Raw genomic sequence first — 26942 nt, 5'->3', positions numbered from 1 at the left:
GAAAGTATTCTTTATACATCAGTACTCCCCTTACGCCGTATCCGTCCTCTTCCAAAAGTCAGACGAGCCAAGTAAATTATCAAAAATAACTCAGGTTGAACTTATCATAGAATTGTATTCTTACAATTGCAATGAAACTTTCATGACAAATGCAGAAAGACTAATTTTAATAGACTCCAAATTTTGGTTGGTGCCAGGCACCTCCCAATTTCTGGATATTGTTGTTTCTTATTCTTAAGTGATGAAAGTCACAACAGCGTACATTGATAATGGTTATCATTAATGTAAATCCTAAAAAAAGAGGCGATAATCATATGAAAATCGAAAAATATGTGGAATTAGATGTTAGAGGAGATTTAGCACAGGGAAACTTCAAATAAAAAGTCCCATTTCTAAATTGAAACAGGACTTTCCTTTATGGAATGATGATGAGATCTATCATATCGTTTATACATTCGGTCCATATACGCGGCTAAGAACCTCTTCTTTCCCCTCGCTGTTGATGCGTTTGGACAACGTATTCCGCCAACTTGGTGCAAGGAGCTGACATTGGGCTAGTTGTGCCGCTGATTCTAAATCATATTTTTGATGATGCATGACTAAGTTACAAGTGGCAACCGACCATTGTGGAAATGGTCTCTCTAGTAAATGAAGCGTATCACCTGCTTGGATTTGCCCTTCCTTAAGGACACGAAAATACCATCCGGTCTTCCCTTCTTGCTGCGTTTGTAGAGATAACTCTTTCAACTTCCAACGCCGCGCTGGCTTCCAACAAGGTTGTCTTGGTTGTGAAATCTGTACTTGTACATTTCCTATTTGATAGATATCACCAATACAGACATCATTCTCTGTCAGGTGTTGGATGCTAACATTTTCTCCAAACGCACCTATCGTAAAGTTTGGATTCCCCAATGTCTTTTGCCAAAAAGGATAATGTACGGCAGGATATGCAAATATCGCTTTTTCAGGTCCACCATGATGTTTTAAATCAGCCTGTCCATCCCCTTCGATGTTTGTTTGACTTACCCAGACCTTCCCTTTAACAGGGCGTTTTACGATCCCACTTCTCCACTCTCGCTCCATTGGATGTGCCGCCTCTTTTTCCCCAAAAGTCTGCGGAGTTCCCACCAATATTTGTTCAATAAATGGAAGACTCACCTTCTAACCCCCCTTTGTTTCAATATATTATCTTAAATTTAACATGATTGGGTGACAGGCACCATCCAAAAATTGGTAATGCTTTTTTGAACCTCTAATTACTATTGTACTTAAATATTCACTCTTTTTTCCTTTTTTTACAGTATACTAGAGTTATAGATGGATATTAATTGATAAAGGAGATGCTTCTTATGTTGTTTTCTCATATTCTTGTAGCCTATGATGGTTCTGAACAATCAGTTAAATCTCTAGACAAAGCAATTGAATTTGCTAAACAAGATCCACAAGTTAAACTCACTGTTTTACATGTAGTATCCATTCCACCTCGTACCGTACAAATGTCGCTTTATCAAGATTTTAAACAATCGATCCTCGATGAAGCCAATGACATCATCAAGCCAGCAAAAGAAAAACTAACGGAAATTCCAAATCCATCCCAAGCATACGTAAAGGAAGCTCCATCCTATAATGCAATTTTAGAAGAAGCGTACAACTTAAACTGCGATTTAATTGTGATGGGAAGTCGTGGATTAAGTGGTATCAAAGAATTTCTTGGCAGTGTCAGCCATTTAATCGTACAAAAATCAAAAATACCTGTCATGGTCATGAAATCATAATAATAAAAAAGCTGTTCAAATATAAAAAAAAGTGCCAGTTTCACATAACTTTATCTAGTGAAAACCATCTAGATAAAGACATAAGAAACTAGGCACTTTTGGAAGTCCCATTATGAAATCGATCCCCATCCTCTTGCAATCGCAGCTGATTTCTTGGACAAATGATAAATTAGATCCCCACGGCTAATGATTCCAACAACCTTTTTCTCTTCATTGATGATCGGAATCTTTTTAATATGATGTTTCGAAATAAGACGGATCGCATCTTCCAAATCATCATGAACACTTAACGTTTTGATCTTTTTCGTTACCATTATTTCAATAATCGGTGTATTCATTTTTTTACTTAATACTTCCTCGACCGTTTCATCTTCTGGAAATGCTGTGTAGCCAGGCACATAGATTTTCCCTTTTCTCGGAGAGAGAAAACGTAAAACATCACCATCCGTTACGATACCTAGTAAAGATCCCTTAAAATCAACTACTGGCACACCACCGATATTTCTTTTTTCTAAAATGGCTAATAGCTCATTTACAGTGGTTGTCGGTGAAGCTGTATAAACAGTTTTATTCATAATCTCAGAAACTTTCATTTCGTCTTCCCCTTTCAAACCGACTACACGCTAGAAAAACGTCCTTACTAGTGAACGATCATTAAAATGAAAACGCTGTCATATAATATACTCTTATTATAACAATACTTCCATTAAAATGGCTATGCTCTTTTTACAACATCTATTTATCTATACAACTAAAAACCAGCAGTAAGAAAAAGCCTACCACTGGTCATCAATCATTTATGCCATTTAACTAATTTCGATTGTTTCTTTGATTTGTAGATCTTCACTTTTGTATACTAGGTGCCTGCTCGTTAAAACAACTCCATCTGCTCAACCTCACCGAGTTTTTCCAATGCTTTTGGATCATGGTCGATAAAATATGCATGTTGGATATTTTTCTCTTTTGTCATGATTTGTTTTTCATTGCCTGCTGCTTGACGGAGGCGGCAGCTATAAATGACAGGAAAGTAATCTCGTAGAAACTTCCCTTCTGCATGAGCCGTTAAGGCAAGGATTTGAAAGCCCAGCTGCTCTGCAATGAAAAAAACTGGATTTAGAACATGATCACTTGAAGCTTTTCCAAATGGATTGTCGACAATCACAGTACGGTGGCGTTTTAACCCACGTGGAATATGTTGGCGTTTTTCGGCGATATAGTTTAATAAACCTAAGAATAGGGTCATATTTTTGCTCCACTTTTCCCCTCCTGACCATACATTCGATTGTTCCCATGAATAAGATCCTTTTGTGACCTTATTGTCATTGGTTACTTTACGACACGTCACCTTCATTGCTTGATTTTTCATCACAACCTGCAATAGTTGCTTCGATTGTAGCCATTTTTCTAAATCCTTCTTAATTTTCCCGATATCATCATGACCGTTTTCATCTTTATATGTTTCTTTTTCTAATTGATTTAAAATCCAATCGATATGATCTCGAATCAGCGACTTCCCTTCTTGTACATCCCAATCAGGAATGTTGAAAAGGAATATCTGTTTCCAATCCTCTTCTACTTTGATCTTTGTTTTCAAAGGGATAAGCTTCAACTCATCCGTTATTTTCTTCAAATGGGTATGAATGTGAATAATAAATTGTTCCAATTCTTGATCATGGGTAATCATATTCTGCTCTGCGTACTTATTGGCTGTATGAATTCGTCCTTCTAATAAATCTCGATACGTTAGCACTTCCTCATAACTCACTTTGTTTTCGATTCCTTGAATCGCCATTTCACGCATGCGAATATCTTTAATATCTTGGCGACAAAAGGAAATAAAATGAACTTTTGCCTTGTTTACTTTAGTGGCTTCATTTTCCAGATCTTTATTTTTCTCCTCGAGTCCACTCGTTATTTCAGCGGTTTTCTTTTTCCCACGATAGGTAAATTCTGTGATTTCTTCGTTGGATAGGACCTTTTCAGGAATGGATGCTTTTAGAAATCTATGTTTCACATCATATTTTTCAAAAGCAATAACAATGGATTGAATGGCTTTAAATTGTTTTTCAATCCGCTCAAGACTTTGATTCAAACTTTCCGTTTCAGATTGTATCGACATCCTTTCGTTGTCTAATTCCAAACGTACCTCGTCTAAGTGGCGATCAAATTCGATCACCGTTTCTACTTTACTCGTCATCAAATTTATACCGCCCTCGAGTTGATCCCGTTTTGAAGTTAATTGAATAACTTTCTGATTAGCACTATTCAACAGATGTTGATATTCTTCCCTTTTTGCCCATAGCTCGTTCATTTTCTCAAGTCCATCTACTGGGAACTCTAGATCCTCATGTAGACCATGATGCTCTTTTCGTAACTGCTTCATTTCATAATGGATTCTCTCAATCGTTTCTGTGGCATGTCCAATAGCTGCCACTAACTCTCCTCTTCCCCTTGAGAGCTTTTTCAATTCAAACTGCAAGTGATTTCTTCTCTCTTCTAAAATCTCAATAGTATTGGAGGTAAATGCCGGCTGCGCATTTTTCACTTTTTGATATAACCTGTCCTGGTGCATCATATTCACTTGAACTTTGTTACTGTTTAATGCTTGTTCAAGTTCACTGACCACAAGCTGATCATCCTCTATTTCCCGTTCTAATTTTTGTAGTTTCCCTTCAATTTCTCGAAGTTTATCTTTTACGTACCGTAATTCATTGGTGAGACGATCACACTCTTTGTCCAACTTGAGATATCTTTCACCCTGTTCAATCTTGGAATGGAAGCCATTCATAACATCTTTATTTTCAGCCTGCTTTTTTTGATTGATTTCGTATTCTTGTTCAAGATCTTGGTTTTTCCGCTGGAGGTTTTCTTTTTTAGCCGAAAGACGAAAGATCTCTTCTTTCATTTTCACTAGTTCATCTAAAATTTCCAGATAGTCGGCATAAGGATATTGGTAAAAAAAACTGGATAGATCATTTTGTAATTGCAGCCAAGTTTGTCGCTCTGTTTCCTTATCTAAACGGCTACTCTTTACATCATGTGCTTTCTGCATCATATTTTCCTTCCAAAACCGGAAAGAGTCTTCATCCATGTTGGTTACCCAATGTTTCGGCGCTACCCACTCCTGATAAACATCAGTCCCCTGTTGAACAATATGAGTTGCTTCATCAAGCGAAAGGATATTAACAGGAAATTGGAGTGAATCGATCACACTTTTAATCTTGTCCTGAACCTTTTCTTTTTCCTTAGCCGTCGTGACAAGCGTGACAGGCCATAACGGATAAGAATCACGGTAATCGGATTGTGCTGGCAATGACTGAATATAAGCAACACCTGATTCAAGATAGGAAAATTGCTGTTGCCATTTTAACAGCTGTTGTGAAAGATAGGAATCGCTATAGAAAACATCTTGATTTCCATAATCATCAACAAAACGGAAAGCCATACGTTCTTTTTCTAATAGCTTATCCCAATCATTTGTGAGTTTATGGATCTCTTCGATTATTTGCTTTTCAATCGATTCACGTTTTAAATAGAGAGAATCATACCTAGACCAAGAAACCTTTTTCTCTGATAGTTTTAATTTCAGCTTCTGATGTTCCGTATCAAAGGCCTTTTTCCTTGTAGTAACGCTCGATTTTTGTTTATGCATTTCTTGTAAAGAGTCTACGATCCTATCTACTTGCAAGGCTAGTCGCTTATTTTCACTTTTAATCTCTTTATTTCGCCCCATCAATTCTGTATTTTCAAAATCTAATTCATTGACCTTTTTTATCCATTGTGGCAATTGTTCTTCTACTTTTTCCTGTTTGGGATCGGAAAAAATCGATAACTGAATTTTTTCCATTTCCTTTGAATGACTTTTGATGAATGCATATTTCTCCGTTTCCAAATTGAGATTATTTCTTTGTTCTTTCTGTAATTCTTTTAATGCTTTCTGAGTCCCATCTAAGCGATTTTTAACAGCATTCTTTTCAAATTCTACATTTTTCCGTTCTTGCAGGAATTTCTCCTCCTGGTTCACAAAGTACCCTTTGATTTCTCTTGCATTTTGCTCGAGTTGATCACGAATCTCTTCAGTATCGAATTCTTGGTCCAACTCTTCCAGTTTTTCTTCGTTATACTGTTTTTTCTGTTCTTCGATTTTTAGATTCTTCTTGTATTCTGCAAGCTTCAATGAATAATAGTTGGAATCCGTTCCTGCTAATTTTTCGCTAAAATCAGATTGTTTTTCAGACTCATAATGCAAGTCTTTCAACACATACGCTAGTTTTTCTTTCTCAACAGCAATTTCATAGGAAGCTTCCTTTTGCTGTAACATGATTTGACGGTCTTTTAATACCTCTATGGTAAGAAGGAGATCCTGATTTTCTTTACTGATTAAATCTTGTTTTTCCTTTGCTAAAAGGGTGTAAGCCTTTGCTTCTTCCTTCATTTTTTGATAGTCTTGCTGTTTTTCATGGAGGGAGGAAAAAACATCCACATATCGTTCCACATTCAATTTTATTCTCTCATTCTCGGCAATCTTTTCTTTCAACTGCTTATATTCTTTAAAACCATCACGATGTTTTTCAAAGGTTTCGGCAAACTCGTCCTTTTGAAACCCTGTTAACGAATCCTCTACAGTTGGAATTAACAAACGGTCAAAAAGCTGTCCGGTTGTTTTACATTCGTCAAAGAAGTTTTCAACACCGCCTTCTGCACTATTGATTTTGACAATACTTTCCCACTCTTTAGGGATAATATGAAAGTTTTCCTCTAAATAAGATTTATAGTCTTTGATCGTACTAAAGGTATGGGCATTCATATTATGATGTTCCATATGAGAATAGTATTCTTGTATTTCCCCGCGGTCGGCTGCTCTTGTTTTCCCCGCAAATGGTTTTACAAAAGGGATATTTTCAATACTATGACGATCATTTTCACCATAATCATAGGCGTAACGGAAGGAGTCCAACCCATTTTTTGTTAAAAATAAAGACACACAGGTCAACGCATATCGTCGCGGTTGTTCATTGAGAATCCATTCCACCCCAATATGCGCAGGGGCTTCCTCCAATTTGAGCGTTTCTTTTATTTTACGATCAGCTAAGTCGACATGTGGAAGGACTGCTTGAAGTACTGTCTGAATAAAGACGGTCTTACCCCCACCGTTTTCTAGTAAAATGGCTCCGTTATGACCTTCAAACAAAAACGTTTCATCGTTATACCGTTTATTACCACCTTCATAAATCACATTTGTAAATCTAATTTTCGAAATTGACGGCATCTACTTCACCTTCTTTTTCTGCGAATTGATAGAGGAATTCAAGGATTCCACGATTATATTCAAGCTCCATAAAATATCGCTGTACAATTGTTTTCGCTTTTTCTGTTAATGTTAGTTCATGATTGCCTATTTCCTCGGCAATTTCTTGATGTAGTAAAAATCGCTTGGCACTGTCTAAGAAGCTAAGGCGGCTAATTGTATTTCCAGTTTGTTTTTTTGCACTTTCCTTTAGGTCATCCATTGCCTCCCATTTTTCCAAGATGGCTGTCCAATTGTAGGAAAATTCACTTTCATAAGCTGATAATTCTTCTTTGGAATGCTCTTTCAGTACATCCATTCGTTGATTGATGCTTTGAACCCAATCTTCTAATGAAATAAAATCCCTTGTTGGTTCCTTTGAATGATAACTATCGTAAAATTCACCCAAGAACACAATCGTTACAAAATAAAGAAGATACAAATCACTGTTTGTTGCGTTTGCCTTTAAGTAAGTTCGTTTTATAAAATCATTATTTACATGGAATGGTGATAGTTTTGTTTCTGGCAACATATAAAGATGGTTGCCCGCTATAAAGGTGACACAATCGACTTTACGAGCAAATTGATCGACAAGTCCTCTTACCCCATCATCAGCAATATAGACTTGTACATACTCCTTTTCTCCGATCCCATCTCGTGATAGAACGGTATAAATTTCAAATGCTTTAAGGATCGTGGTCTGATCATAGAGCATTATTATCATCTCCGATCGTTAGTATCATATCTTGAATGGAGTATCGCTTTGATTCGTTAATAAGACCGTCTTTTTCCGTAACCGTTAAAACCTTATTTTGCAGGTGATAGACTGCCTTATCTAAAACTTGAGTATCCTTTTCATCCCCTGCCATCTTTTTCAAGGGTGAACGATGATGAAGCAAAATGAAAAAGTCATACACAAAACGTTCGTGAATCACTTCTTCATATTGGTTTTCTTTTAAATAGGAGAAAAATCCCCTCAACGTGATGGAGTCCTGATCATCCATTGCTTTTAAGAGTAACTCCATATAATGATCATAAATACTTGCAACCACTTCTTGATATTTTTGAGTTTCCTTCTCACTGACTTCCATAAATCCTTCGTCGTTACTACTTTCTTTTTCCTCTTTAATATTTTGTGGTGCAAAAATTGTCAAGGGGGACCATTGTTTCGTTTCTTGTACGTGTAGAAATGGAACCAAGATTCCCTTCATTGCCTCTAATGGCAGTGGTGAGCTAATGATTCGTGAAGTGATATCTTGATCAAAATTGAACGTATCAATCCCCACATAATACAGAGATTCTCGTGCTGCTTGAAGAGCACTATTTTTCAAATGGATGCTCTTTTGGAGAAGTTTCGTGTGTTCGGAGTGGACTTCCTCCAATTCCTTTGAAATTTCTAAAACCAATTCATAGGTTTGTCGTTCCTTTACCGTTGTATCTTGGTAATAAAGGAGTTCTTTCGTTTCTTTGACAAAATCATGAAGCTCGGTAAATTCCATATTTTCTATATGTAAACGGTAAAAAATATCTTCTAACAAATTTTGATAACGATCATAGGTATCTTCTGAAATAATATTTCGTTTAATCTCATGCTCCAATTTGACGATCCGTTCTTCCAATGTTTCAACATCGATTCTCATTTCATTAATTTGGCGGAGTGCCCCTTTAAATTCACCTTTTTCAAGTTGTTTGCGCAGGACAAGCTGGTTAATTGATAATTGAAATTCACTGTAAAATTCCTTTGTCGCAAATACGAGCTCCAATCCGTCTTCATCCAAGGAGTAAAATTGAGTGTTGGTTTTCACGTCAAATGAATTTGCTTTTAAAATCGAGAAATAAATCTTTTCTTCCTGTTTTGTTTCCCAATTAAAAAAGTGGGTTTCTCGTTTCTTCCCTGTTGGAGGACGAAAAATTTGTATAATCGATCTTGCTACGTCCTCATATCCATTTGACTCTAAACGGTATTGCTCCTCAGTAACCTTTTGCAAAAATTGTGCTAATTCCTTCACACCACTTTTTTGATTTCGCATCAACTTTTGCTCAAAAAAGAATAAGAGGGTTAAAAGTCCCAATCCCTTCATGTCAATGTTTTTGCCATCAAGGTCATTTTGATTCTTCCGCTCGAGTGCATAAAGAGGTTCGAATAAGGTCACTCGTGACATCCGTTCATGATATCCAGCTGTTAGATCATTGACTTCCATGATGTGTTCCTCCAGATATGTTGTAATTCATCGGTTTTCACAATTTCCTGCGGATAATAGCCCCCATTTTGAAACATTTCCTCCATTTTTTCTTGTTCTTCTTTTGTAAAAAAAGGAAAGAATGCCTTCAACGCTTCTTCACGGGCTCGTTGATTTTGTTTGCCAAAGGCATAGGGCTTCGTTAAACAGGCCTGATAAAATGTTAACGCAGGCTTAACGGGGATTTTCTTTGAGAGTAAATGCCAAATCAAAATTCCTTCATAATCAAGATCACCAAAATAATAGAATATATGTTTAGCTTTCGGCAAAGGGAGTTGAAAGGCAAAGTGCTCAATGCTCTTAATGACCTTTTTTCCACTTCCATAGATTAAGCTTGTAAAAGAACTATCCTGTAATGCTGGCAAGAGACCCTGATAGGTTGTTTTATTTTCAACAATAAGATGCAAATGGGTTTTCGTTTTCAGTTGATGAGGATTCACTGCAAACATAAGCGGATCTGAAACAGGCATAATTCTTAACGGTTCCCACATTTTGATTCGCTCGAGCACCTCTTGTCCACCCTCTGTAATCCACTTTTCGTTTTCCACAATTTCAAAGGAACGCTCTGGTGCTGGGACTCTTGAAGTTGGAAAACCATTTTTACGAATATAGTGATCCACTTTATGGATATAGGGAAGATCTTTTTCCCATTGCTCTTCAGACAGTTGGAAATAAGCTTCTAGGTTAATGGAAGGATGAAATTGAAGTCTTGCCGACTTCAACTTTTCATGTAGATTTTCCTTTAAGAGGTTTTTCTGAATTCGATAAGTAATTGCAAGAGATGGATTTTTATGGTTTTCCCCATGGGTCTTTACTCTTGTTAAAATTGTTGATTCTTCTAATTTCAAAATAACTTGAGCAAACGTTACATAATCCACATTTTCAGTTATATGCTGCTCTAATTCACTCAAATGAATTGTTTTCTTTTTCCATGCCTTTAACAAAGAAATCAATTGCGCTTCCACACATACCACCGACCACTTTTTACCATAAGTATAGCATGAAAGTAGTAGGTAAGGGGTTGGGATATTTAGGAACATGCCTTCCGTTATATAACCTCTTTCTAAAAGCTGCTTCTTTCAAATGAAGCAGCTTTTAAATAGAATATTCTCCTAAACCTGGTATGTCACTTCTAATGCTTCTTCACCAAAACAAATTAAACAATCGGATTAATGATATACGCAATACATAACGCAATAAACAAAGTGGTATTCTGATGGTATAGAAAAAAATGCCTCACCAGATGAGCCACTTTTTTTAAACTAACAAACTCCCAAGATCCATCCTTCATACTGTAAAGCCAATTGTTTCTCTTCTTTTGTTAGGGTATTAACTTCAAAGTATTGGGTTAACGTACCATTACGATCCCGCTCTCTTAACCATGCAGCTATCACATAGGCATCCTGCGCATCTCGCGGCCAATCAAAGGGAAATTCACGATCAAATTGTTGAAATCGCTTATAAAACAAAGCTGGGTAGACTTCAGCCAGTACACTTTCTGCAGAGCTTGGATTCCATCCATCATATGGCCAAACATGAAGCAATTCTTCACAGGATTTGCGCAATTCATAAATCCAGGGTAATCCTGCATGGGTAGAGTAGGCTACCGTTCCTGTCTTTTGTTCAAAATTCCAAGCACTTTTTGCCGAAGCCGTATAGGTTTCGGTTAGCCGCAATTCTGTATGATTCCGATAATCGTCTACCCGTTCTTTACAAGCTCTTACCGTTTGCTCCTTTGTGTTCCATAAATGTTGAAAATGCGCGAGAAATTCCTCCCAATTTTGTAATTGGTTATCTTTAAAATACGAAAAAGGAAAAGAGAAACTATGGTCGATCCCAATGATCATTCTCTGATTTGGTTCTGAAATTCTCTTTTGTAAATAAACAAAAACCTCTCTTCGTGACCAACTAAAGGTTCGTCCCTTCTCATCTGGAGAAACTCGTTTAAACTGACCGTTTTGATTCATTTCAACCACTTGAATCCCCGATGTACGCTGAAACGGTTCCCCTCTTCCCGAATAATCGATTCCAATAAAAACATCAAAGTGCATGGTGCTCCTCCTCAAAAAAGGTGACAGGCACCTTCCATTTTTTAGGAAATGACATGAAATGTTCATGAATAAATTGTTTTTTATGTCGAAAAAACAAGAAAAAAGTAATATTATATAATAGAAAGAAATGATAAATGCTTGCTAAAGGGCTGAGTAAAAATGGTTACTGAATGCAAAACATTGAATATTGATTTCCATCAATTAATCGAGAATTCAGCAAGTGCTACGATATTACTGGATGGAAATTCCATTATATATGCAAATAAAGCAATGGGAAAGCTTCTTAATAAGGATCATACAAAGCTCGTAGGTACTTATTTTTATTATTTGCATCCTGATTACCATACTGTTTGTGAAGAAAAGTACAAAGAAGTAATTGAAACACAAGAATCCACACCATTATGTGAGCAAAAATTGATTTTAGATAACGGAGAGATTGTTGATGTAGAAGTAACAGCCGTTCCCTTCCCATTTCACGGGCGTACTATTATTCAAGCAAACTATCGAGATATTACTGCTCGAAAAATGACTGAAAGACGCCTCATTCAATCGGAAAAATTATCTGTTTTAGGAGAACTAGCAACAGGAATTGTCCACGAAATCAAAAATCCCTTAACCTCTATTAAAGGCTTTTTACAGCTTATGTTAGAAACTCGTCCAGACCCTGATTTTTTAGAGATTATTAAAGATGAAGTCGAACGCATAGAGGAAATTGCCAATGAACTCTTATTTTTCTCTAAACCGAAAGAGGAACAATTTACAGAACAAAAAATAACCCCCATCGTAAAAGATGCGGTCTTTCTATTTGAGAACGAAGCTTCTAACCGGAACATTAAAATCAATGTCAACGCCGAAGATGAAAATTTTGTCGTGATGGGAAAGCGAAATCATTTAAAACAAGTGATGATTAACTTAATTAAAAATGGCATTGAAGCTATTGAAAAAGATGGACACATTACCATTAACATTTATCAAAATTGTAATCAATCCATTTGCATTGACGTTAAAGACAACGGAAAAGGGATTCCAAAGGAAAAGCTTATTAACTTAGGTCAATCCTTTTTTTCAACAAAAGAAAAAGGAACTGGTCTAGGGCTAATGGTAACGTTCAACATTATCAAAAATCATAAAGGATTCGTTAAAGTGGATAGTGAACTCAATAAAGGCACTACCTTTACAATTGAACTCCCCCAATCCAATAAAAAGAGGTGACAGGCTCTTCCAAAAAGTGGAAGGTGCCTGTCACCTCTTTTCATTTAACCCTCTATGACCTCTTCGTTTTTCCGCTGCTTAAGCTCTGTTATCGTATCATATCCAAAGAATAGGATTAGACCCACACAAATTAGACTCATATACAGGGGCAAATCTAGTAAGAATAAAACACCCATTATCGATGCGGCTGCTGTAAGAACACAAAACCAAATAAAGACGAGTTTCATTATTTTATTCAAGGTAAAAACTTCCTCTCATTTAGAATGAGTGATCGTTAATCACTTTTAAAATATAACAATATAATAATTCGACTTCATTATAGCATGTAACGACCAATGTGTCATATCATTCAAATCAGAACAATAAAGTTTATGTTACAATAAAAGCAAGTATTTTCCATTCAAAAAACTAGCAATTAATTTTTATATAAAAAGCCCCGATAGAGGTGAATGGTTTGAATATAAGCTATCAAGAGTATGGAGATACAGACGCTCCCTTAATGGTATTTTTACATGGAGGTGGAGTGAGTAGTTGGATGTGGGATAAACAAATCCCATTCTTTTCAAACTATCATTGCGTGACAATCGATCTACCCGAACAAGGAGCGAGTAAACAAACAGAAAACTTTTCTATTCTATTAAGTGCAGAAATAGTAAATGAACTAATTGAAAAAATTGCAAACGGTAAAAAAGTGATTGTAATTGGCTTCTCACTAGGTGCACAAGTAACCATTCAAATGTTAAGTATGAAACCGAACTTGATTCATTATGCGATCATAAACAGCGCATTAGTTAGACCCTATCCATTAATTAAAAAAATGATAGAACCCTCTATAAAGTTATTTTTTCCTTTAGTGAAAAATAAATCTTTTGCAAAACTTCAAGCTAAAACACTCTATCTTGATGAAGAATACTTTGAAACCTATTATGAGGAAACTTCTCACATGGAATCTGAAACACTTGTTAGAATACTAGAAGAAAACATGTCATTTGAAATACCTCAAGGTTTTAACCAAACAAAGAGCAAGATCTTAGTTACTGTCGGTGAAAAAGAAAAAAACATGATGAAAAAATCTGCCTTTGATCTAATTTCCAATCACCCAAATTGCACGGGTATCATCATCCCTAACGCGGGTCATGGAATCCCATTGGCAAATCCCGAATTCTTTAACAGAATGATTGAAAAATGGTTACAGGAAGGTTCCTTGCCTCAAGATGTGATAAAAATTAAATAAAAAAGGCCAACCAATATGCTGAGTTTGATATATTCACAAGCAATTTTTACTTAGCCTTATCATTTTGTCATGTATTAAACTTGCATTTTCACTTTACTTACTTGAATAACGAAACCATCCCTCTATAAAAACTTTTGATCACAAAATGACCTATGACTCATGAATTTTCAGAACATTTAGAGTAAAATAGAGAAACCTATGTACAGATGAGGAGTGGATGATTCTGAAAAGCAATATCAATCAATGCCGTCTGCCTTTTGCCTTATTACGTTCAATGGATTCATTCGGTGGTAACTCTATACCTATTACAGGAGATGAATCCCTCATTCCGGGTGCCCATTCTGTTAAGAAAATTTATTTTGATGGGATCAACAACAATTGGTTAACAACAGCGAACCCCCTACAATTAGCACAAGCCAAACTCGATGGAAATGAAGGTTTAGCCCCTATTAATTGGGGAAATGCCAAATCAAAAACAGGATGGCATCAACTGTATCATCCCGCACACCTCACAGGTACTCAAATAACGGGTGCTTATGATGATGCTCATTTTGTTATTCGTGTACCCGATCAATGGAACGGAAAGCTTGTTGTTTCAGGAATCCCTGCAACGAGAAATGAATTTGCGAACGACCTATTATTCAGCGATTATGTTCTTGAAAAAGGCTATGCTTACGCGGCAACCGATAAAGGTACTCCGGGTACAGACGCATTGGATGATCCCCTAGCAAAAGCCAAAAATGCTCTTTTTGAAAAAGACGATGGCATCGCCAAATGGCATCTTCACTTTCGACAAATTACAAAAGCAGCACAGGCTTATTTAAGTGAACATTTTTCAAATCAACTTATTGATCCAAATGACCCCACAAATTCTGCAAATGCTCTAGTGAACGATACCCATCGGATTCCAACTTATGCAGTAGGCATATCCAACGGTGGCTACGTTGTCCGTTATGCACTTGAACAGGATGGTCCAGAAAAAACAGGGGAACCGCGACTGTTTGATGGAGGAGTTGATTGGGAAGGAGTTCTTTGGACGGAAAAAGCACCGAATCTCATAAGTTCCTTGACCACTATTGTCAACCATGCCGAGCAAGCCCTTTACTCAACAGGAGAGACCAAGGAACAAGCCATTGCTGCATTATATGAAGCAGGTATGCCAAAAGGCTCAGAGAAATTATGGGCCTATTATGATCAGATATATTGGTTCATTACCTTGAATATTTATCGAGATCATTTTGATCCAGAAGCACCGGACCGGATTCAATGGCCTCAGTATTTAAAATTTAATCATACTGTGAGAGATCGGAGTAATGACAGAATCTATAAAAACTATAGATATAGCTCAAGACCCCAAGAGGTAAAAGATAAAATCAAGACCATTTCCAATACAGGAGATATTGAAGTTCCATTCATTAGTATAACGGGCTCTCTTGACGCTTTAATTTTTCCATCTATCCACGCATATGGTTATCAAGATCTCGTCAATCAAGCAGGAAAAGAAGATCTCCACCGACTTTATGTAGTTGAAAATGGGAATCATGTTGACAGTCTTGTATGGTATATGGCAACAGACCCTGACAAGCAACTACAGCCTTTATTGCCTTATGCACATCAGGCATTTGAATTACTGGTGGATTGGGTAGAAAATCACAATCCACCCCCTGAAAGCAAAAATATCCCAACACCGAAAAATCCCGTAAACGTCATCAGTATCAAAACAGGCGAAGAGATCGAACCTTGCCAAAGATAGAAACTCCCAAAAAATGACAGGTGCCTGGCACCTGTCATTTTTTGGGATCATAGTCTACAGGTCTTCCCCACCTGCAACGGTATCAAAGCCACGAACTCCTAAGCCGCCGTCACTGTTAATGACAACACCGGTCATGGCCATTGATTGTTGATTGGAAGCGAGCAAGACATATGCCCCTGTATGGTCTCTTGGTGACGGAACAATATGGAGTGGATTCGTTCCTTTCATCAGATCCTCGATTCCTTCGATTGAAGAATTAGTTAACGTATCCTGTTCCAAGGCCGCTGGACCGCTTAAATTTGTAAGCGTTCCACCAGGCGCTACTCCGTTTACTCTAATTTTTGGAGCCAGCTCATAAGCCAATTCACGAACCAAACCTAACACAGCATGTTTGGAAGCTGTATAAAGTGGTCCTCCCCCCGCAGGATAAAAAGCAGCATTTGAAACCGTAAAGACGATGTTTCCGTGAGTTTTCAACAGTTCAGGAAGAGCTGCTTTTGCCCCATATAGAGGTCCTTTCACATTCACGCCAAACACCTGATCAAAGGTTTGATCGATTTTTTCTTTTGGTAAATTCGGTAAAGTTGCAAAAAAATCAAAGATGCCAGCATTTCCGATAAATGTATCTAATTTTCCAAAAGCCTGAACTGTTTCGGCAACCGCTCTTTCATTATCTTCTAAAAGAGTAACATCTCCTTGTAACGCTACAATTTGATCACCAAATTGCTCCTTTAACGATCGGACGTTTTCACTTGATCGTTCTAATACACCGACTGAAGCCCCTTCCTCAAGAAATCGTTCAACCAGTGCCCGTCCAATGCCTGAACCTCCACCTGTAATTAAAGCTACTTTTCCTTCTAACCATCCCATTCTTTTATCCTCCCTTACCACCATTGACAAGTTTACAAGTTTTCGTAACACATTATATTTATGAAAATAGTCTACATAATAATTTTACATAATTTTCACTAAATTTGGTAAATACTAAAAAACGATTATGATGATAAGGTAATCATTATAATAAAATGACACTGTATATTAAACTCTATTGGACACAATTAACTTTACCTATTCCGATAGATGAACCGAGACCTTAACACGATTAATCCTTGTTAAAGAATGAATATGTAAACTATGAGAAAATAACACACCAAATAACTTAGTGACAATAACCATTTTTATCTTGCAAATAGGCATGGTTAAAATTCTGTAATTAATAGGACACACATTCCGTTATTTGCAGCAATAATGGTGATTTCACATTTTTTCGAACGTATGTTCCAACTTTTATCTGAAAGGCTGCTATTCTTCATAATTTTTAGCAAAATAACGTAAAGTGTCCGAAGGCTTCCCAAAATCGAGTGATTTATGATCATAACGTACTTCATGTCCATAAAAAAGTTTAAACGAAGGGAAATCGTAAACTAACTAATGTGGGATCTAATCATAGAATTAAAAATAAAACACATGGACTGTACTGCTATCCATGTGTTTTGTTATACAATTTCTATTGATTTTATTGCTTTGATTTCTAATGTTTTTCAAAAATACTGCCAATTGTAGCAGTTAGTTTTCATGTAAAATATTTGGCAAAAATTGCATGACGGTTTGCAGCGGAATTGTATCTTTTTTAGCTAAGCATAGTAAAATTCCACCTTCTATAGAAGCGGTCATCATAAGGGCGGTTGAATAAGCATGTTCCTCTTTCATCCCGTCTGCAACGAGCTTGTCCGAACAAATTCTGATAATTTGGCTATACAATAAATTACTGGCATTTCGAACCGGTTCACTTAATGATTCCATTTCACGAACGATGCTCGTAAACGTATAGCCTGTAATTGTACCCTCTCTATCAAATCGTGCTATTAATTCTTCGATCAAGGCTAGCGTCGCCTCTAATGTAGTAGAATATTGAGAAAAAATCGCTTCCATATCATCGGTAATCGCCTCATTCATCGAACGAAGGCAAGCGATCAGCAACTCTTCCTTCCCATTTGGAAAATGATGATAGAGAGCTCCTTTTGTAATCTTACATGCTTTTAATATTTCATTTAACCCAACACTCTTATAACCTTTTTGCTGGAAAAGAGTTGTTGCGGTATTAATAATGACTGATTTGGTATCCATCGTTTTCATAAACCTCCTCGTACCGGTCGGTTTACTATACCAAAAATGAAGTCAGTGTTCAATTTATAAGTAATCCTTTTAAACTCAAAAGTTGGAAATTTACATGTTGTTTAAAATGAAGAGAAAAAACTCATTTAATAGCAACATTTTTTATATCAACCCTTGTTTCAATTTCATGGGCTATTTCTTTAATTAGTTTGACATATTTCCCAAGGATCTCTGTCGTTATTCGCTGACCTGGTCCTAATATTTCTACTGCAGCGATCACTTGATGGTCTTTATTTTTCACTGGTGCTGAAATGGAAGTAATTCCTGATGAAAAGTTATTATAGCTAATATTATAACCTTTTTCATTGATTTGTTTTAATTCCGCCATCATATGTTCTAAACTTAGTTCATTTTCAACTTCTGATAAAACAGTTTTTACTTCTGCTTTCGTTTTATCACTTAGTAAAACCTTACCAGCACTTGTAAATAAAACATGCTGCCTTTTTCCTACATATGTTAAACCAGTATAAAACATTTGCTCAGGATCTGGCTCCACTGTATGTAAATAAAAAGTCTGATTACGATGTAGGACACAAATTGATATCGTTTCACATACCCTTGTCACATATGTAGATAAGACATGTTGTGAGGTATGGTAGAGTGATAAATCTTTTTTTATCACCGACTCTAAAGCTCTAATGGAGATACCTAAGCGATATCGATTGCTCCGGTCATCTTTTGTAACAAACCCCTCATTTAAAAGGGTTTTTAATAAGCGGTGGGAGGTGCTGTCTGCAACAGAAAGTCGTTCTGCCACTTCTCTTACGCTTAAATCTGGTTCTTCAATACTAAATAATTCTAATACTCGCAATGCATTTTCTAATGACGAATACCTTTGTTCTTTCATACTTTCTCTCCTATTTGATGTCAATAAACGAAGCTTTTCACACATTTTTAATACATATATCCTAGTTTCCGAGAAATCTCCCTTGCTGCCTTAACTACCCCTTCTATCATGTCAGGTATATTCATTCTGCTATTAGGTCCAGTAATACTAATGGCAGCAATCACAGACTCATCATAATCATAAATAGGAGCTGCGATGCTTGTAATTCCTGTGCTTAATTCATCTTTACATACTTCAAATCCCTGTTTTTTTATTAGCTTTAATTTATCCATTAATTCCTGGGTATTTTTCACCGTATTTAACCCGTATGGATGGTACCCCTCCTGTTCAATTGCGCCAATGATTTTTTCTTGTTCCTTTTGATTTTTAAAGGCAAGAAGAACTTTTCCACACCCTGAACAATAAGCAGGGTTATTTTTACCGATAAAAGAAGCAAGTCGAACAGGATTCAGACTTTCAACTTTGTCTAAATAAACCGTTTCTGTACCTTCTAATACTCCTATATGAATTGCTTCTCCATAGTCTTGTTGTAATTTCATTAAAATAGATTGTGCCTCTTTATGTAGATCCATCGTGTTCGTGACAATACCTGAAAGGCTTAATATAGACAGGCTAAGTCTATATTTCTTCGAGTCTTTCTTTCTCGCTATATACCCATACTTCTCCAATGTTTGTAAAAGTCTTTTTGTTGTACTTACACTCATATTCTGTTCTCTAGCAATTTCAGATAAAGTCCAATCAGGTTTGCCAATCGTAAATAATCGGAGTATTCTTATCGCATTTTGAACGGTCTGTACGGTATAATCTTTTGTCATTTTATCCCTCTCTTTTCATCATGATCCAATCACAAGAAGATATCACATTAAGGAATCATATTATGGTAGCATGCTATTTGTTAAATTACTATATTTTCTAAAAAATTAAAATACTATTATAAGATTGCCACATAGCAGAATCTACATATTTCACAATGGCAATCATCATGTTATCATTCAGTCAGAATTATCAGATAATACCAAAAGGAGGGATACGAAATTCATTTTATCCTTATAGTCGTCTAGTGTGATAGCGTTCGCAATTCGTTTCAACCAACTCATAGCATCTCAACAAAAGTTTTTATTTTACATCATCATAATCTATTCAAAAAGGAGAAATGAAATGAAAGGTTTTAAATTAAGTCTACTAATACAAGCTATATTTTGTTTCATGGTATTAACCGCGTGTTCATCACAATCAAGCAATTCAAGCAATTCAAGCAATTCAAATGGCAGTGACCCAACGAAAGATAATCCAATTGTTTTTAAAACAACCATTCAAACTCCTCAAGTAGCTTCTATGTCAAAGGGTTTTGATGCTTATTTAGATGCTATAGAAGAAAAAAGTGAAGGAAAAATCAAGTTTGAACGATATTATTCTGAATCTCTCGTGAAATCAGCTGACGTCGTTGATGCTTTATCTGCGGGTATTGCTGATATCGGGATTATTATTCCTGCGTTAGCCCAAAGTAAAATCCCATTAAATACCTTTGGAAATGTTCCAGCTATTTTTGAAAATTCTTGGCCTGGTGCTCGTGCTGCCTATGATCTTTATGAACAAATGCCTCAATTAAATGAAGAATTAGAGAAGCACGGGATTATCTTCGCCGGCTCATTAGGGGTCCCTTCTACATATGTTTTTACAAAGGATCCTATAAATGGAGTCGAAGATTTAAAAGGACAAAAATTAATTGCACAAGGAGATCATGGCATCATTGCGAAAGAGCTTGGAGCAGCACCCGTTTCCATTCCATCAACCGAAGCTTTTGAAGCATTACAGAGAGGAACAGCAGATGGAATTCTGTTCAATCTCACGATGGTTACAACCTATAATATCGAACAAGTCGCTAGTCATCTCTATAAATTACCCATCGGTGGAGTCGATTTATTAATTGGTATGAACTCGAACAAATTTAACGCCTTGCCTGATAACTTAAAACTCATCTTTAAGGAAGTAGCTAAACCTCATGCTGATGATTTTCACCAAATCTATCAAGTAGAAGGCGATAAAATCGCTCTTAGTAAAATTGAACAAGCTAATGGAAGTGTAACAGAGACAAAGGCAGAAGATGTTGAAAAACTAAAAGAAATTGCCCAAAACATCATTTGGAAAAGTTGGGTTGAGAAAAGTGGAGCCGACGCACAGGAAGTGTTAAACAAGTATATTGAGTTATCGGAAAAGTACGAACGTGAAAATCCTTATAAGGAGGAGTAATGAATGATTAACTTGCTGAAAAGTCTAGAACGATTCCAGCAAAAAGCTGAAAAAACACTTATGTTTTTAAGTGGGTTCATCATTCTCTTCCTCATGTTTCTAATCACGATAGACGTCACGATGAGAAAACTAGGAAATCCCCTTCCAGGCTCTGTAGAATTGGTACAAATTTTAACTGTTTCAATAGTCTTCCTAGGTGTTGCTTATGTACAAAAGGTTAAAGGACATATATTTATTGAAGTGGCGACAGATAAACTTCCTAATAAAGCCAAGCAAGGATTAGACTTTATTGGCTATTTAATTGGGCTTGTGATATGCGCAATCGTCACTTGGCAGAGCGGATTAGCTGCTTGGGAATCGATTAAGATTATGGAATACGCAACGGGAATCGTTCATATTCCCCTTTGGCCAGCTAAAGTCATCATTGCGATTGGAATGGCATCACTCACCACACGCATGGTGTGGGATATTCTCTTTTATTTATTTCCAGTATTAAAATTGGAACAGACACAATTACAGCAGATTGAAGAAGGTGATGAAGTATGGCTCTAACCCCAGAGTTGATTGGATGGATCGGAATTGCAGTTCTCTTAATCATGCTATTAATTCGTATCCCTGTTGCCTTCGTTCTGGCCTTCGTTGGATTTGTTGGCTATTGGATGATTGCAGGTCCAGAATCTGCTTTAAAAATAGCTGGCATGGTTCCTTATTCAACGATGTCCAATTATTCATTTAGTGTCGTTCCCCTATTCCTGTTAATGGGGTACTTTGCCTACCATGCAGGTATGGCAACCGACATGTTTAAAACAGGAAAAACATGGCTGGGGCATATTCCAGGAGGTCTTGGACATGCCACCATTATAGGGGGTGCCGCTTTTGGCGCTGTTAGTGGATCAGGTATTGCTTCCACTGCAACCATTGCAAGAATTACAACACCTGAAATGATTCATAATGGGATGGACAAAAAACTTGCTTACGGGATTGTTGCATCAGCAGGTCCTCTGGCATCCATGATTCCACCGAGTATGATGATGGTCATCTATGCCATTATTACGGAAAGTTCTATTGCCAAATTATTTGTAGCTGGTATTCTTCCAGGAATCCTAATTGCTGCTTTATACATGTTTCTCGTGTGGGGTCGAATCAAAATGAACTCTAACTTAGCACCACCGATTCCAAAAGCACCACTGAAGGAAAGAGTGATTTCTTTAAAATATACATGGGGACTTCTAGTACTAGCTTTCATCATCATTGGGGGAATTTACACCGGTTTGTTTACCCCAACAGAAGCTGGTGGAATTGGAGCATTTGCCGCTTTTATTATGGCCTTATTATTAAAACGAATAAATAAAAAGGTTATGAAAGAATCCCTTATTGAAACGGTTAAAACCACAAGTATGGTCTTTCTAATCGTTGTTAGTTCTATGATTTTCGGCTATTTTTTAGGAATTACTAGAATTCCTACTATGCTCTCAGACATGCTAACAACCTTACCAGTACCACCTATTTTCATCATTATTGGAGTTGCGGTTCTATATTTAATCCTTGGAATGTTTATCGATATGATTTCAGCTATGTTTTTAACATTGCCTATTATTTTCCCTACCATTATTAGTCTCGGCTACGATCCCATTTGGTTCGGAATCGTCCTTGTTTTCCTAACAGAAGTGGCATTAGTGACTCCACCACTTGGATTAAGCTTATTTATTATTAAGGGAGCTGTTCCAAAAAGCGATCTTAGGGATATCATCAAGGGTAGTATCCCATTTATTATCATCGACTTTGTTATCCTTGCACTGTTAATTGCTTTTCCTGAAATTGCACTTTTTTTACCAAATCAAATGGAATAATTTTTATGTAAAAGTTTCACAAGTGAGTTTAACAAATCGTTTCATCAATATAAAATAAATGGGAGGAATTAAATTGAAAAAAATAAAAGTTATTCTTGGGGCGCTAGCTTTACTCATGCTAATGACCTTGATTGGCTGTAACAGTCAAGAAACTAACCAAAAAGGTGAACAAACAGATGAACGTTTTACAGGAATTGTTCCCTTCTATACTCCACCTTCAGGGAATATTTACTACACTTTAGCCGCAGGAATTTCTAATATGATTAACCAATCGGACGACGCGTTAGAAGATGTTATGATTTCAGCAGAATCTACTCAAGGAGACGCAGCGATGTTAGAACAATTGGTTAAGAGTTATGAGCAAGGTAAGCCTGCTTTTGGCTTTGGTGACACTAGTCAGATAAAAGATGAACATCCCTATATTAATGCCGTATTAAATGTAGGAATTTCGGGAATGCATGTAGTAGTAAAAGCTGATTCAGATATTAAAGCTTACGAGGATCTAAAAGGGAAAAAATTAGGTGGTTTTGCACCGAATATTAGTCCGAGAATTTTATTTGAAAAATTATTAGTTGATCAGTTTAACATTAAACCTGACCAATATGAAATGATTCCATTGGAAAATCAAGACCGTATTGATAGTTTAATAGACGGAAGTGTAGATGCAGCATTAATCATGGGGAATGCTCCTAATCCATTAATCACGGAACTTTCTAGAGGCAATGAAATTAGAATTCTGTCCATTCCAACAGAAAAAATCGAAGCCTTTTTAGAATCAAATACAAATTATGCTACACTAAACATTCCAGCAGCAACATATGATGGAATAAATGAGGACGTAAATATTACTGCACTAACGACTACCTTACTAACACATGAAAAAACTCCAGATGAACTAGTAACTCTATTATTGGAAACAATCATAGAGAATCCTGAAAAAATTAAAGAAATGAATCCAGCTTTTAATATTACTTTAGATAAAGCTACACAATACATCACCATTCCTTTCCATACTGGTGCCAAATCTTATTTTGAAGAAAACGAAGTGGAAATCGAATAAGACGAGTTTATGAAAGTAGCTTTTTTTAAAGGAGTGAGCAAATGAACCTGATCAATAAACGTTGGTCTTTGTTCGGAATACTAGCTGTTTTACTGGCTCTTTTCCATCTCTATACAAGTGGAATTCAGTTATTTCCGACCATGCAGCAAAGGGGAGTTCATCTAGGGGGTGTTTTAGCGTTAGTTTTCTTATCTATTCCCTTTCGAAAGTCAAAAACGAAAGATCTCTCTCAACGTGGAAAACTAAATTGGACGATCGATATTTTCTTGGCTTTATGTTCAATTTATTTAGGGTACTACCTTTATAGTAACTATATTGAATTATCTATGATCAGTTCTGCAACTTCCCCGATGATGTTTATCATTGGCGGGGCTTCTATCCTTTTAGTATTAGAAGCAACACGTAGAATACTAGGTTGGACATTACCTATTGTCTCTATTCTTATTTTACTTTATGTGTTATTTGGAGATAGATTGCCCCTTTTATTTGCCCATTCAGGGGTTAGCATTGACGAGGTAGCAGCAAGTATTGGACTATCCTCTTCTGGTATTATGGGAACAACATTAGGAATCTCAGCAACCTATATTGTCATGTTTGTACTATTTGGTGCATTACTGGAAAAATCAGGTGCAGGGCAATTCTTTATAGATTTGGCTCTCTCCTTATTTGGAAGATTTCGTGGAGGACCTGCCAAAGTAGCAACTGTTTCTAGTGCATTGTTTGGTTCCATAAGCGGCAGTCCAGCTGCAAATGCAGCTACCACGGGAGTCATAACCATACCATTAATGATTAAAAATGGATATAAACCTCATTATGCTGGCGCAGTTGAAGCAGTTGCTTCAACTGGAGGAATGTTAATGCCTCCAGTCTTAGGGTCCGTATCCTTCCTTATTGCAGAAGCATTACAATTGCCATATGTTGAGGTTTTATGGGCCGCACTTATACCTGCTTTACTCTACTTTCTATCCATTTTTATAATGGTTGATTTAAATGCAGCGAAAGAAAATCATCCAAAGGGAAATCATACTGAAATTAAGAGTTTAATAGAGGTTATTAAACAACGTGGACATCTTGTACTACCTGTTTTGTTGCTCGTCTATTTATTGGTAATTCAACAAGCGCCACCCATTAAAGCAGCATTTTGGGCAATTATTAGCATACCGATTACTTCTTTTTTAAAGAAAGAAACAAGAATGTCTATTAGAAAAATAATCGATGCCCTACAAGAGGGAATTCGAACAACACTTGTCGTGGCTGTTGCTTGTGCCTGTGCTGGAATAATCATTGGGGCAATTAACGTAACAGGAATTGGGATACGCTTATCAGGAATCCTAATTGAAACCGCTGGTGGGAACTTATTTATTTTACTCGTTTTAACGATGTTTGCATCCATTGTATTAGGAATGGGATTACCACCAGTGGCAGCTTATATTATTTTGGCGGTTTTAGCTGTACCAGCTCTAACAACTCTAGGTGTGGATCCTTTAGCGGCACATTTCTTTGTTTTCTATTTTGGAACATTATCTTGTATCACACCACCAGTAGCAATTGCTTCTTTTATTACAAGTGGAATAGCTGGAGCAACACCAATGAAAACAGCCCTAAAATCTGTTCAGTTAGCTTTAGTTGCTTTTATTATTCCATTCTTTTTTGTATATGGTCCGCAATTACTTTTAATAGGAGCTGCATCGGAAATCATAGTAACCTCGATTTCGGCGACCATTGGAGTATTTGCATTAGCAGTAGCTTTAGAAGGATTTTTTTCACAAAAGGTTCACATGATTTCAAGGATTTTGTTAACATTTAGTGCTTTACTTCTGATCCATGTTGGATGGTTCACAGATCTTATCGGTCTTGGAGTCATAATAGCTGTATTTATTTGGGAAAAGCTACAAACTAGATTATTACTAAAAGAAGATTTACATGTTTAAAGTAAATGCCCAGTAAATGACTGGGCATTTTTCTACTATTTGATTTGGTAGTAGAAGTAGCATTAAAAAATAATAGAAGAAAACGAACAAAAGCCTGAGTAAATGCGATGTTCACATCTAATCAGGCTTTACAATAGAATTCTACTATATTAGGATTCCCAAATTTCATTTGCAGTATCAACAATAAACTTTAGTTTTTCCCATTGCTCTTCTTCTGTAAGCTTATTGCCATGATGTGTGGAAGCAAAGCCACATTGAGGGCTTAGACACAATTGTTCTAACGGTACATAATTGGTCGCTTCTTTAATACGAGCCTTGATCGCCTCTTTATTTTCTAACTCTCCGTATTTTGATGTAATCACACCAAGTACAACTTGTTGATCACCTGCAGGTATATTTTCTAATGGTTTAAAATCTCCTGATCGCTCGTCATCATACTCAAGGAAAAATCCATCTACTTTTTCTTTTGCAAAAAGAGTAGGAGCAATTTTATCATAACTTCCCCCAAATGCATAAGCTGATTGATAGTTACCACGGCAAAGATGCGTGGCTACAATGAAGTCTTCTGGTTTGCCTTCTAGTATCTCGTTTACAACTCTTACAGCTAATTCGATTAATTGTTCTCTAGAATACTCACTATCTGTTAATTTGTATTCTGGTGAAGATAAACCTGCAATGTATACATCATCTAATTGTAAATACCGGCAACCTGCATCATAAAATGCCTTTAAAGCTTCGCGATAAGCCCCAATAACATCTTTTGCAAAGTCCTCAATATTTGGATAAATGGCTCGATTACGGATGGTATGTTCAAATAATTGATTAGGACTTGGAATCGTTTGTTTTGCAATCGCGCGGTCCCCTACTAGCTCTTTTAATTCAATGAAATCTTTAATAAATGGATGATCCTGATTAAAAGAGATCTTTCCGATATTACGAATTTGATATTTTTCTGTTTCAACATTATCACTAAATGTGTAGCCATAGTTTGGAACATAGCCTTCAATCCCATTTAAATGTTCTAAGAAATCAAAATGCCACCACGAACGTCTAAATTCTCCATCGGTAACAGCTTGTAATCCAATTTCAATTTGTTTATCAACAACACGTTTAATTTCTTGATTTTCAACCTCACGAAGTTGTTGTGCTGAGATTTTTCCTTCTTTATAGCCTTTTCTTGCCTCTTGCAGATTTTCTGGTCGTAATAAACTCCCTACGTGATCTGCTTTAAATGGTGCTTTAACTAATGTCTGTACCATACCTAATCCCTACTTTCC

The 26942-nt window shown here is 36.5% G+C and carries 22 protein-coding genes; 9 read left to right on the top strand and 13 right to left on the bottom strand.

Annotation, left to right across the window (positions count from 1 at the left end; genetic code table 11):
* Positions 1 to 447: 447 nt before the first annotated feature.
* Complete coding sequence (locus Q5760_RS07440; RefSeq protein WP_428911570.1) at positions 448 to 1158, bottom strand: MOSC domain-containing protein; 711 nt, start codon at positions 1156 to 1158, stop codon at positions 448 to 450.
* 191 nt (positions 1159 to 1349) lie between these two features.
* On the opposite strand from Q5760_RS07440, the gene Q5760_RS07435 reads away from it, so the two are divergent.
* Complete coding sequence (locus Q5760_RS07435; RefSeq protein WP_428911569.1) at positions 1350 to 1775, top strand: universal stress protein; 426 nt, start codon at positions 1350 to 1352, stop codon at positions 1773 to 1775.
* Between the two features lie 110 nt (positions 1776 to 1885).
* Here the strand turns inward: Q5760_RS07435 and Q5760_RS07430 are convergent, their stop codons facing one another.
* The 6 genes from Q5760_RS07430 to Q5760_RS07405 form a co-directional block, all read right to left on the bottom strand.
* A complete protein-coding gene (locus tag Q5760_RS07430) occupies positions 1886 to 2368 on the bottom strand; it encodes a CBS domain-containing protein (protein ID WP_428911568.1) in 483 nt (160 codons plus the stop codon).
* A gap of 278 nt (positions 2369 to 2646) precedes the next feature.
* Positions 2647 to 7044 carry a hypothetical protein gene (locus Q5760_RS07425; protein ID WP_428911567.1) on the bottom strand — a complete coding sequence of 1466 codons (4398 nt, stop codon included), beginning with the start codon at positions 7042 to 7044 and terminating at the stop codon, positions 2647 to 2649.
* Complete coding sequence (locus tag Q5760_RS07420; protein WP_428911566.1) at positions 7022 to 7777, bottom strand: DUF6063 family protein; 756 nt, start codon at positions 7775 to 7777, stop codon at positions 7022 to 7024. Before Q5760_RS07420 ends, Q5760_RS07425 begins: the two co-directional genes overlap by 23 nt.
* Entirely contained in the window at positions 7767 to 9263 is a 1497-nt protein-coding gene (locus Q5760_RS07415; RefSeq protein ID WP_428911565.1) for a replicative DNA helicase, read from the bottom strand. Before Q5760_RS07415 ends, Q5760_RS07420 begins: the two co-directional genes overlap by 11 nt.
* On the bottom strand, positions 9245 to 10267 hold the full coding sequence (locus tag Q5760_RS07410) for a Wadjet anti-phage system protein JetD domain-containing protein (RefSeq protein WP_428911564.1): 1023 nt from the start codon (positions 10265 to 10267) through the stop codon (positions 9245 to 9247). Before Q5760_RS07410 ends, Q5760_RS07415 begins: the two co-directional genes overlap by 19 nt.
* 297 nt (positions 10268 to 10564) lie before the next feature.
* On the bottom strand, positions 10565 to 11353 hold the full coding sequence (locus Q5760_RS07405) for a hypothetical protein (protein ID WP_428911563.1): 789 nt from the start codon (positions 11351 to 11353) through the stop codon (positions 10565 to 10567).
* A 159-nt stretch (positions 11354 to 11512) separates the two neighbouring features.
* Between Q5760_RS07405 and Q5760_RS07400 the strand changes: the two genes are divergently transcribed.
* Positions 11513 to 12565: an ATP-binding protein gene (locus tag Q5760_RS07400; RefSeq protein WP_428911562.1), complete on the top strand. Its 1053-nt coding sequence runs from the start codon at positions 11513 to 11515 to the stop codon at positions 12563 to 12565.
* Positions 12566 to 12609: 44 nt separating this feature from the next.
* Here Q5760_RS07400 and Q5760_RS07395 read toward each other — a convergent pair whose 3' ends face one another.
* Positions 12610 to 12804, bottom strand: a complete 195-nt coding sequence (locus Q5760_RS07395) for a hypothetical protein (protein ID WP_428911561.1) — start codon at positions 12802 to 12804, stop codon at positions 12610 to 12612.
* Positions 12805 to 13019: 215 nt separating this feature from the next.
* Between Q5760_RS07395 and Q5760_RS07390 the strand changes: the two genes are divergently transcribed.
* Positions 13020 to 13799: an alpha/beta fold hydrolase gene (locus tag Q5760_RS07390; RefSeq protein ID WP_428911560.1), complete on the top strand. Its 780-nt coding sequence runs from the start codon at positions 13020 to 13022 to the stop codon at positions 13797 to 13799.
* 274 nt (positions 13800 to 14073) lie between these two features.
* Positions 14074 to 15552, top strand: a complete 1479-nt coding sequence (locus tag Q5760_RS07385) for an alpha/beta hydrolase (RefSeq protein ID WP_428912517.1) — start codon at positions 14074 to 14076, stop codon at positions 15550 to 15552.
* Positions 15553 to 15606: 54 nt separating this feature from the next.
* On the opposite strand, the gene hcaB is transcribed toward Q5760_RS07385, so the two are convergent.
* The 4 genes from hcaB to Q5760_RS07365 form a co-directional block, all read right to left on the bottom strand.
* On the bottom strand, positions 15607 to 16422 hold the full coding sequence (gene hcaB / locus Q5760_RS07380; protein WP_428911559.1) for a 3-(cis-5,6-dihydroxycyclohexa-1,3-dien-1-yl)propanoate dehydrogenase: 816 nt from the start codon (positions 16420 to 16422) through the stop codon (positions 15607 to 15609).
* Positions 16423 to 17118: 696 nt separating this feature from the next.
* Entirely contained in the window at positions 17119 to 17679 is a 561-nt protein-coding gene (locus Q5760_RS07375; protein ID WP_428911558.1) for a TetR/AcrR family transcriptional regulator, read from the bottom strand.
* A gap of 130 nt (positions 17680 to 17809) precedes the next feature.
* Positions 17810 to 18574: an IclR family transcriptional regulator gene (locus Q5760_RS07370; protein ID WP_428911557.1), complete on the bottom strand. Its 765-nt coding sequence runs from the start codon at positions 18572 to 18574 to the stop codon at positions 17810 to 17812.
* Positions 18575 to 18621: 47 nt separating this feature from the next.
* A complete protein-coding gene (locus Q5760_RS07365) occupies positions 18622 to 19389 on the bottom strand; it encodes an IclR family transcriptional regulator (protein WP_428911556.1) in 768 nt (255 codons plus the stop codon).
* A 343-nt stretch (positions 19390 to 19732) separates the two neighbouring features.
* Between Q5760_RS07365 and dctP the strand changes: the two genes are divergently transcribed.
* The 5 genes from dctP to Q5760_RS07340 all read left to right on the top strand — a co-directional run bounded on the left by dctP (position 19733) and on the right by Q5760_RS07340 (position 25665).
* Entirely contained in the window at positions 19733 to 20824 is a 1092-nt protein-coding gene (gene dctP, locus Q5760_RS07360) for a TRAP transporter substrate-binding protein DctP (RefSeq protein WP_428911555.1), read from the top strand.
* Between the two features lie 3 nt (positions 20825 to 20827).
* Positions 20828 to 21376 carry a TRAP transporter small permease gene (locus tag Q5760_RS07355; RefSeq protein WP_428911554.1) on the top strand — a complete coding sequence of 183 codons (549 nt, stop codon included), beginning with the start codon at positions 20828 to 20830 and terminating at the stop codon, positions 21374 to 21376.
* Positions 21367 to 22674: a TRAP transporter large permease gene (locus tag Q5760_RS07350; protein ID WP_428911553.1), complete on the top strand. Its 1308-nt coding sequence runs from the start codon at positions 21367 to 21369 to the stop codon at positions 22672 to 22674. The genes Q5760_RS07355 and Q5760_RS07350 overlap by 10 nt, the downstream gene beginning before the upstream one ends.
* Before the next feature lie 73 nt (positions 22675 to 22747).
* On the top strand, positions 22748 to 23734 hold the full coding sequence (locus Q5760_RS07345; RefSeq protein WP_428911552.1) for a TAXI family TRAP transporter solute-binding subunit: 987 nt from the start codon (positions 22748 to 22750) through the stop codon (positions 23732 to 23734).
* 41 nt (positions 23735 to 23775) lie between these two features.
* Positions 23776 to 25665, top strand: coding sequence for a TRAP transporter permease (locus tag Q5760_RS07340; RefSeq protein WP_428911551.1), 1890 nt, complete (start codon positions 23776 to 23778; stop codon positions 25663 to 25665).
* 149 nt (positions 25666 to 25814) lie between these two features.
* Here the strand turns inward: Q5760_RS07340 and Q5760_RS07335 are convergent, their stop codons facing one another.
* A complete protein-coding gene (locus tag Q5760_RS07335; protein WP_428911550.1) occupies positions 25815 to 26924 on the bottom strand; it encodes a 5-methyltetrahydropteroyltriglutamate--homocysteine S-methyltransferase in 1110 nt (369 codons plus the stop codon).
* Positions 26925 to 26942 lie beyond the last annotated feature (18 nt).

Origin of the sequence: Niallia sp. Kr1 (genome assembly GCF_050389805.1) — a bacterium.
Lineage (GTDB): Bacteria > Bacillota > Bacilli > Bacillales > Cytobacillaceae > Bacillus_BD.
The sequence above is the reverse complement of the archived record's forward strand: the minus strand, read 5'-3'. Positions and strand labels throughout refer to the sequence as shown.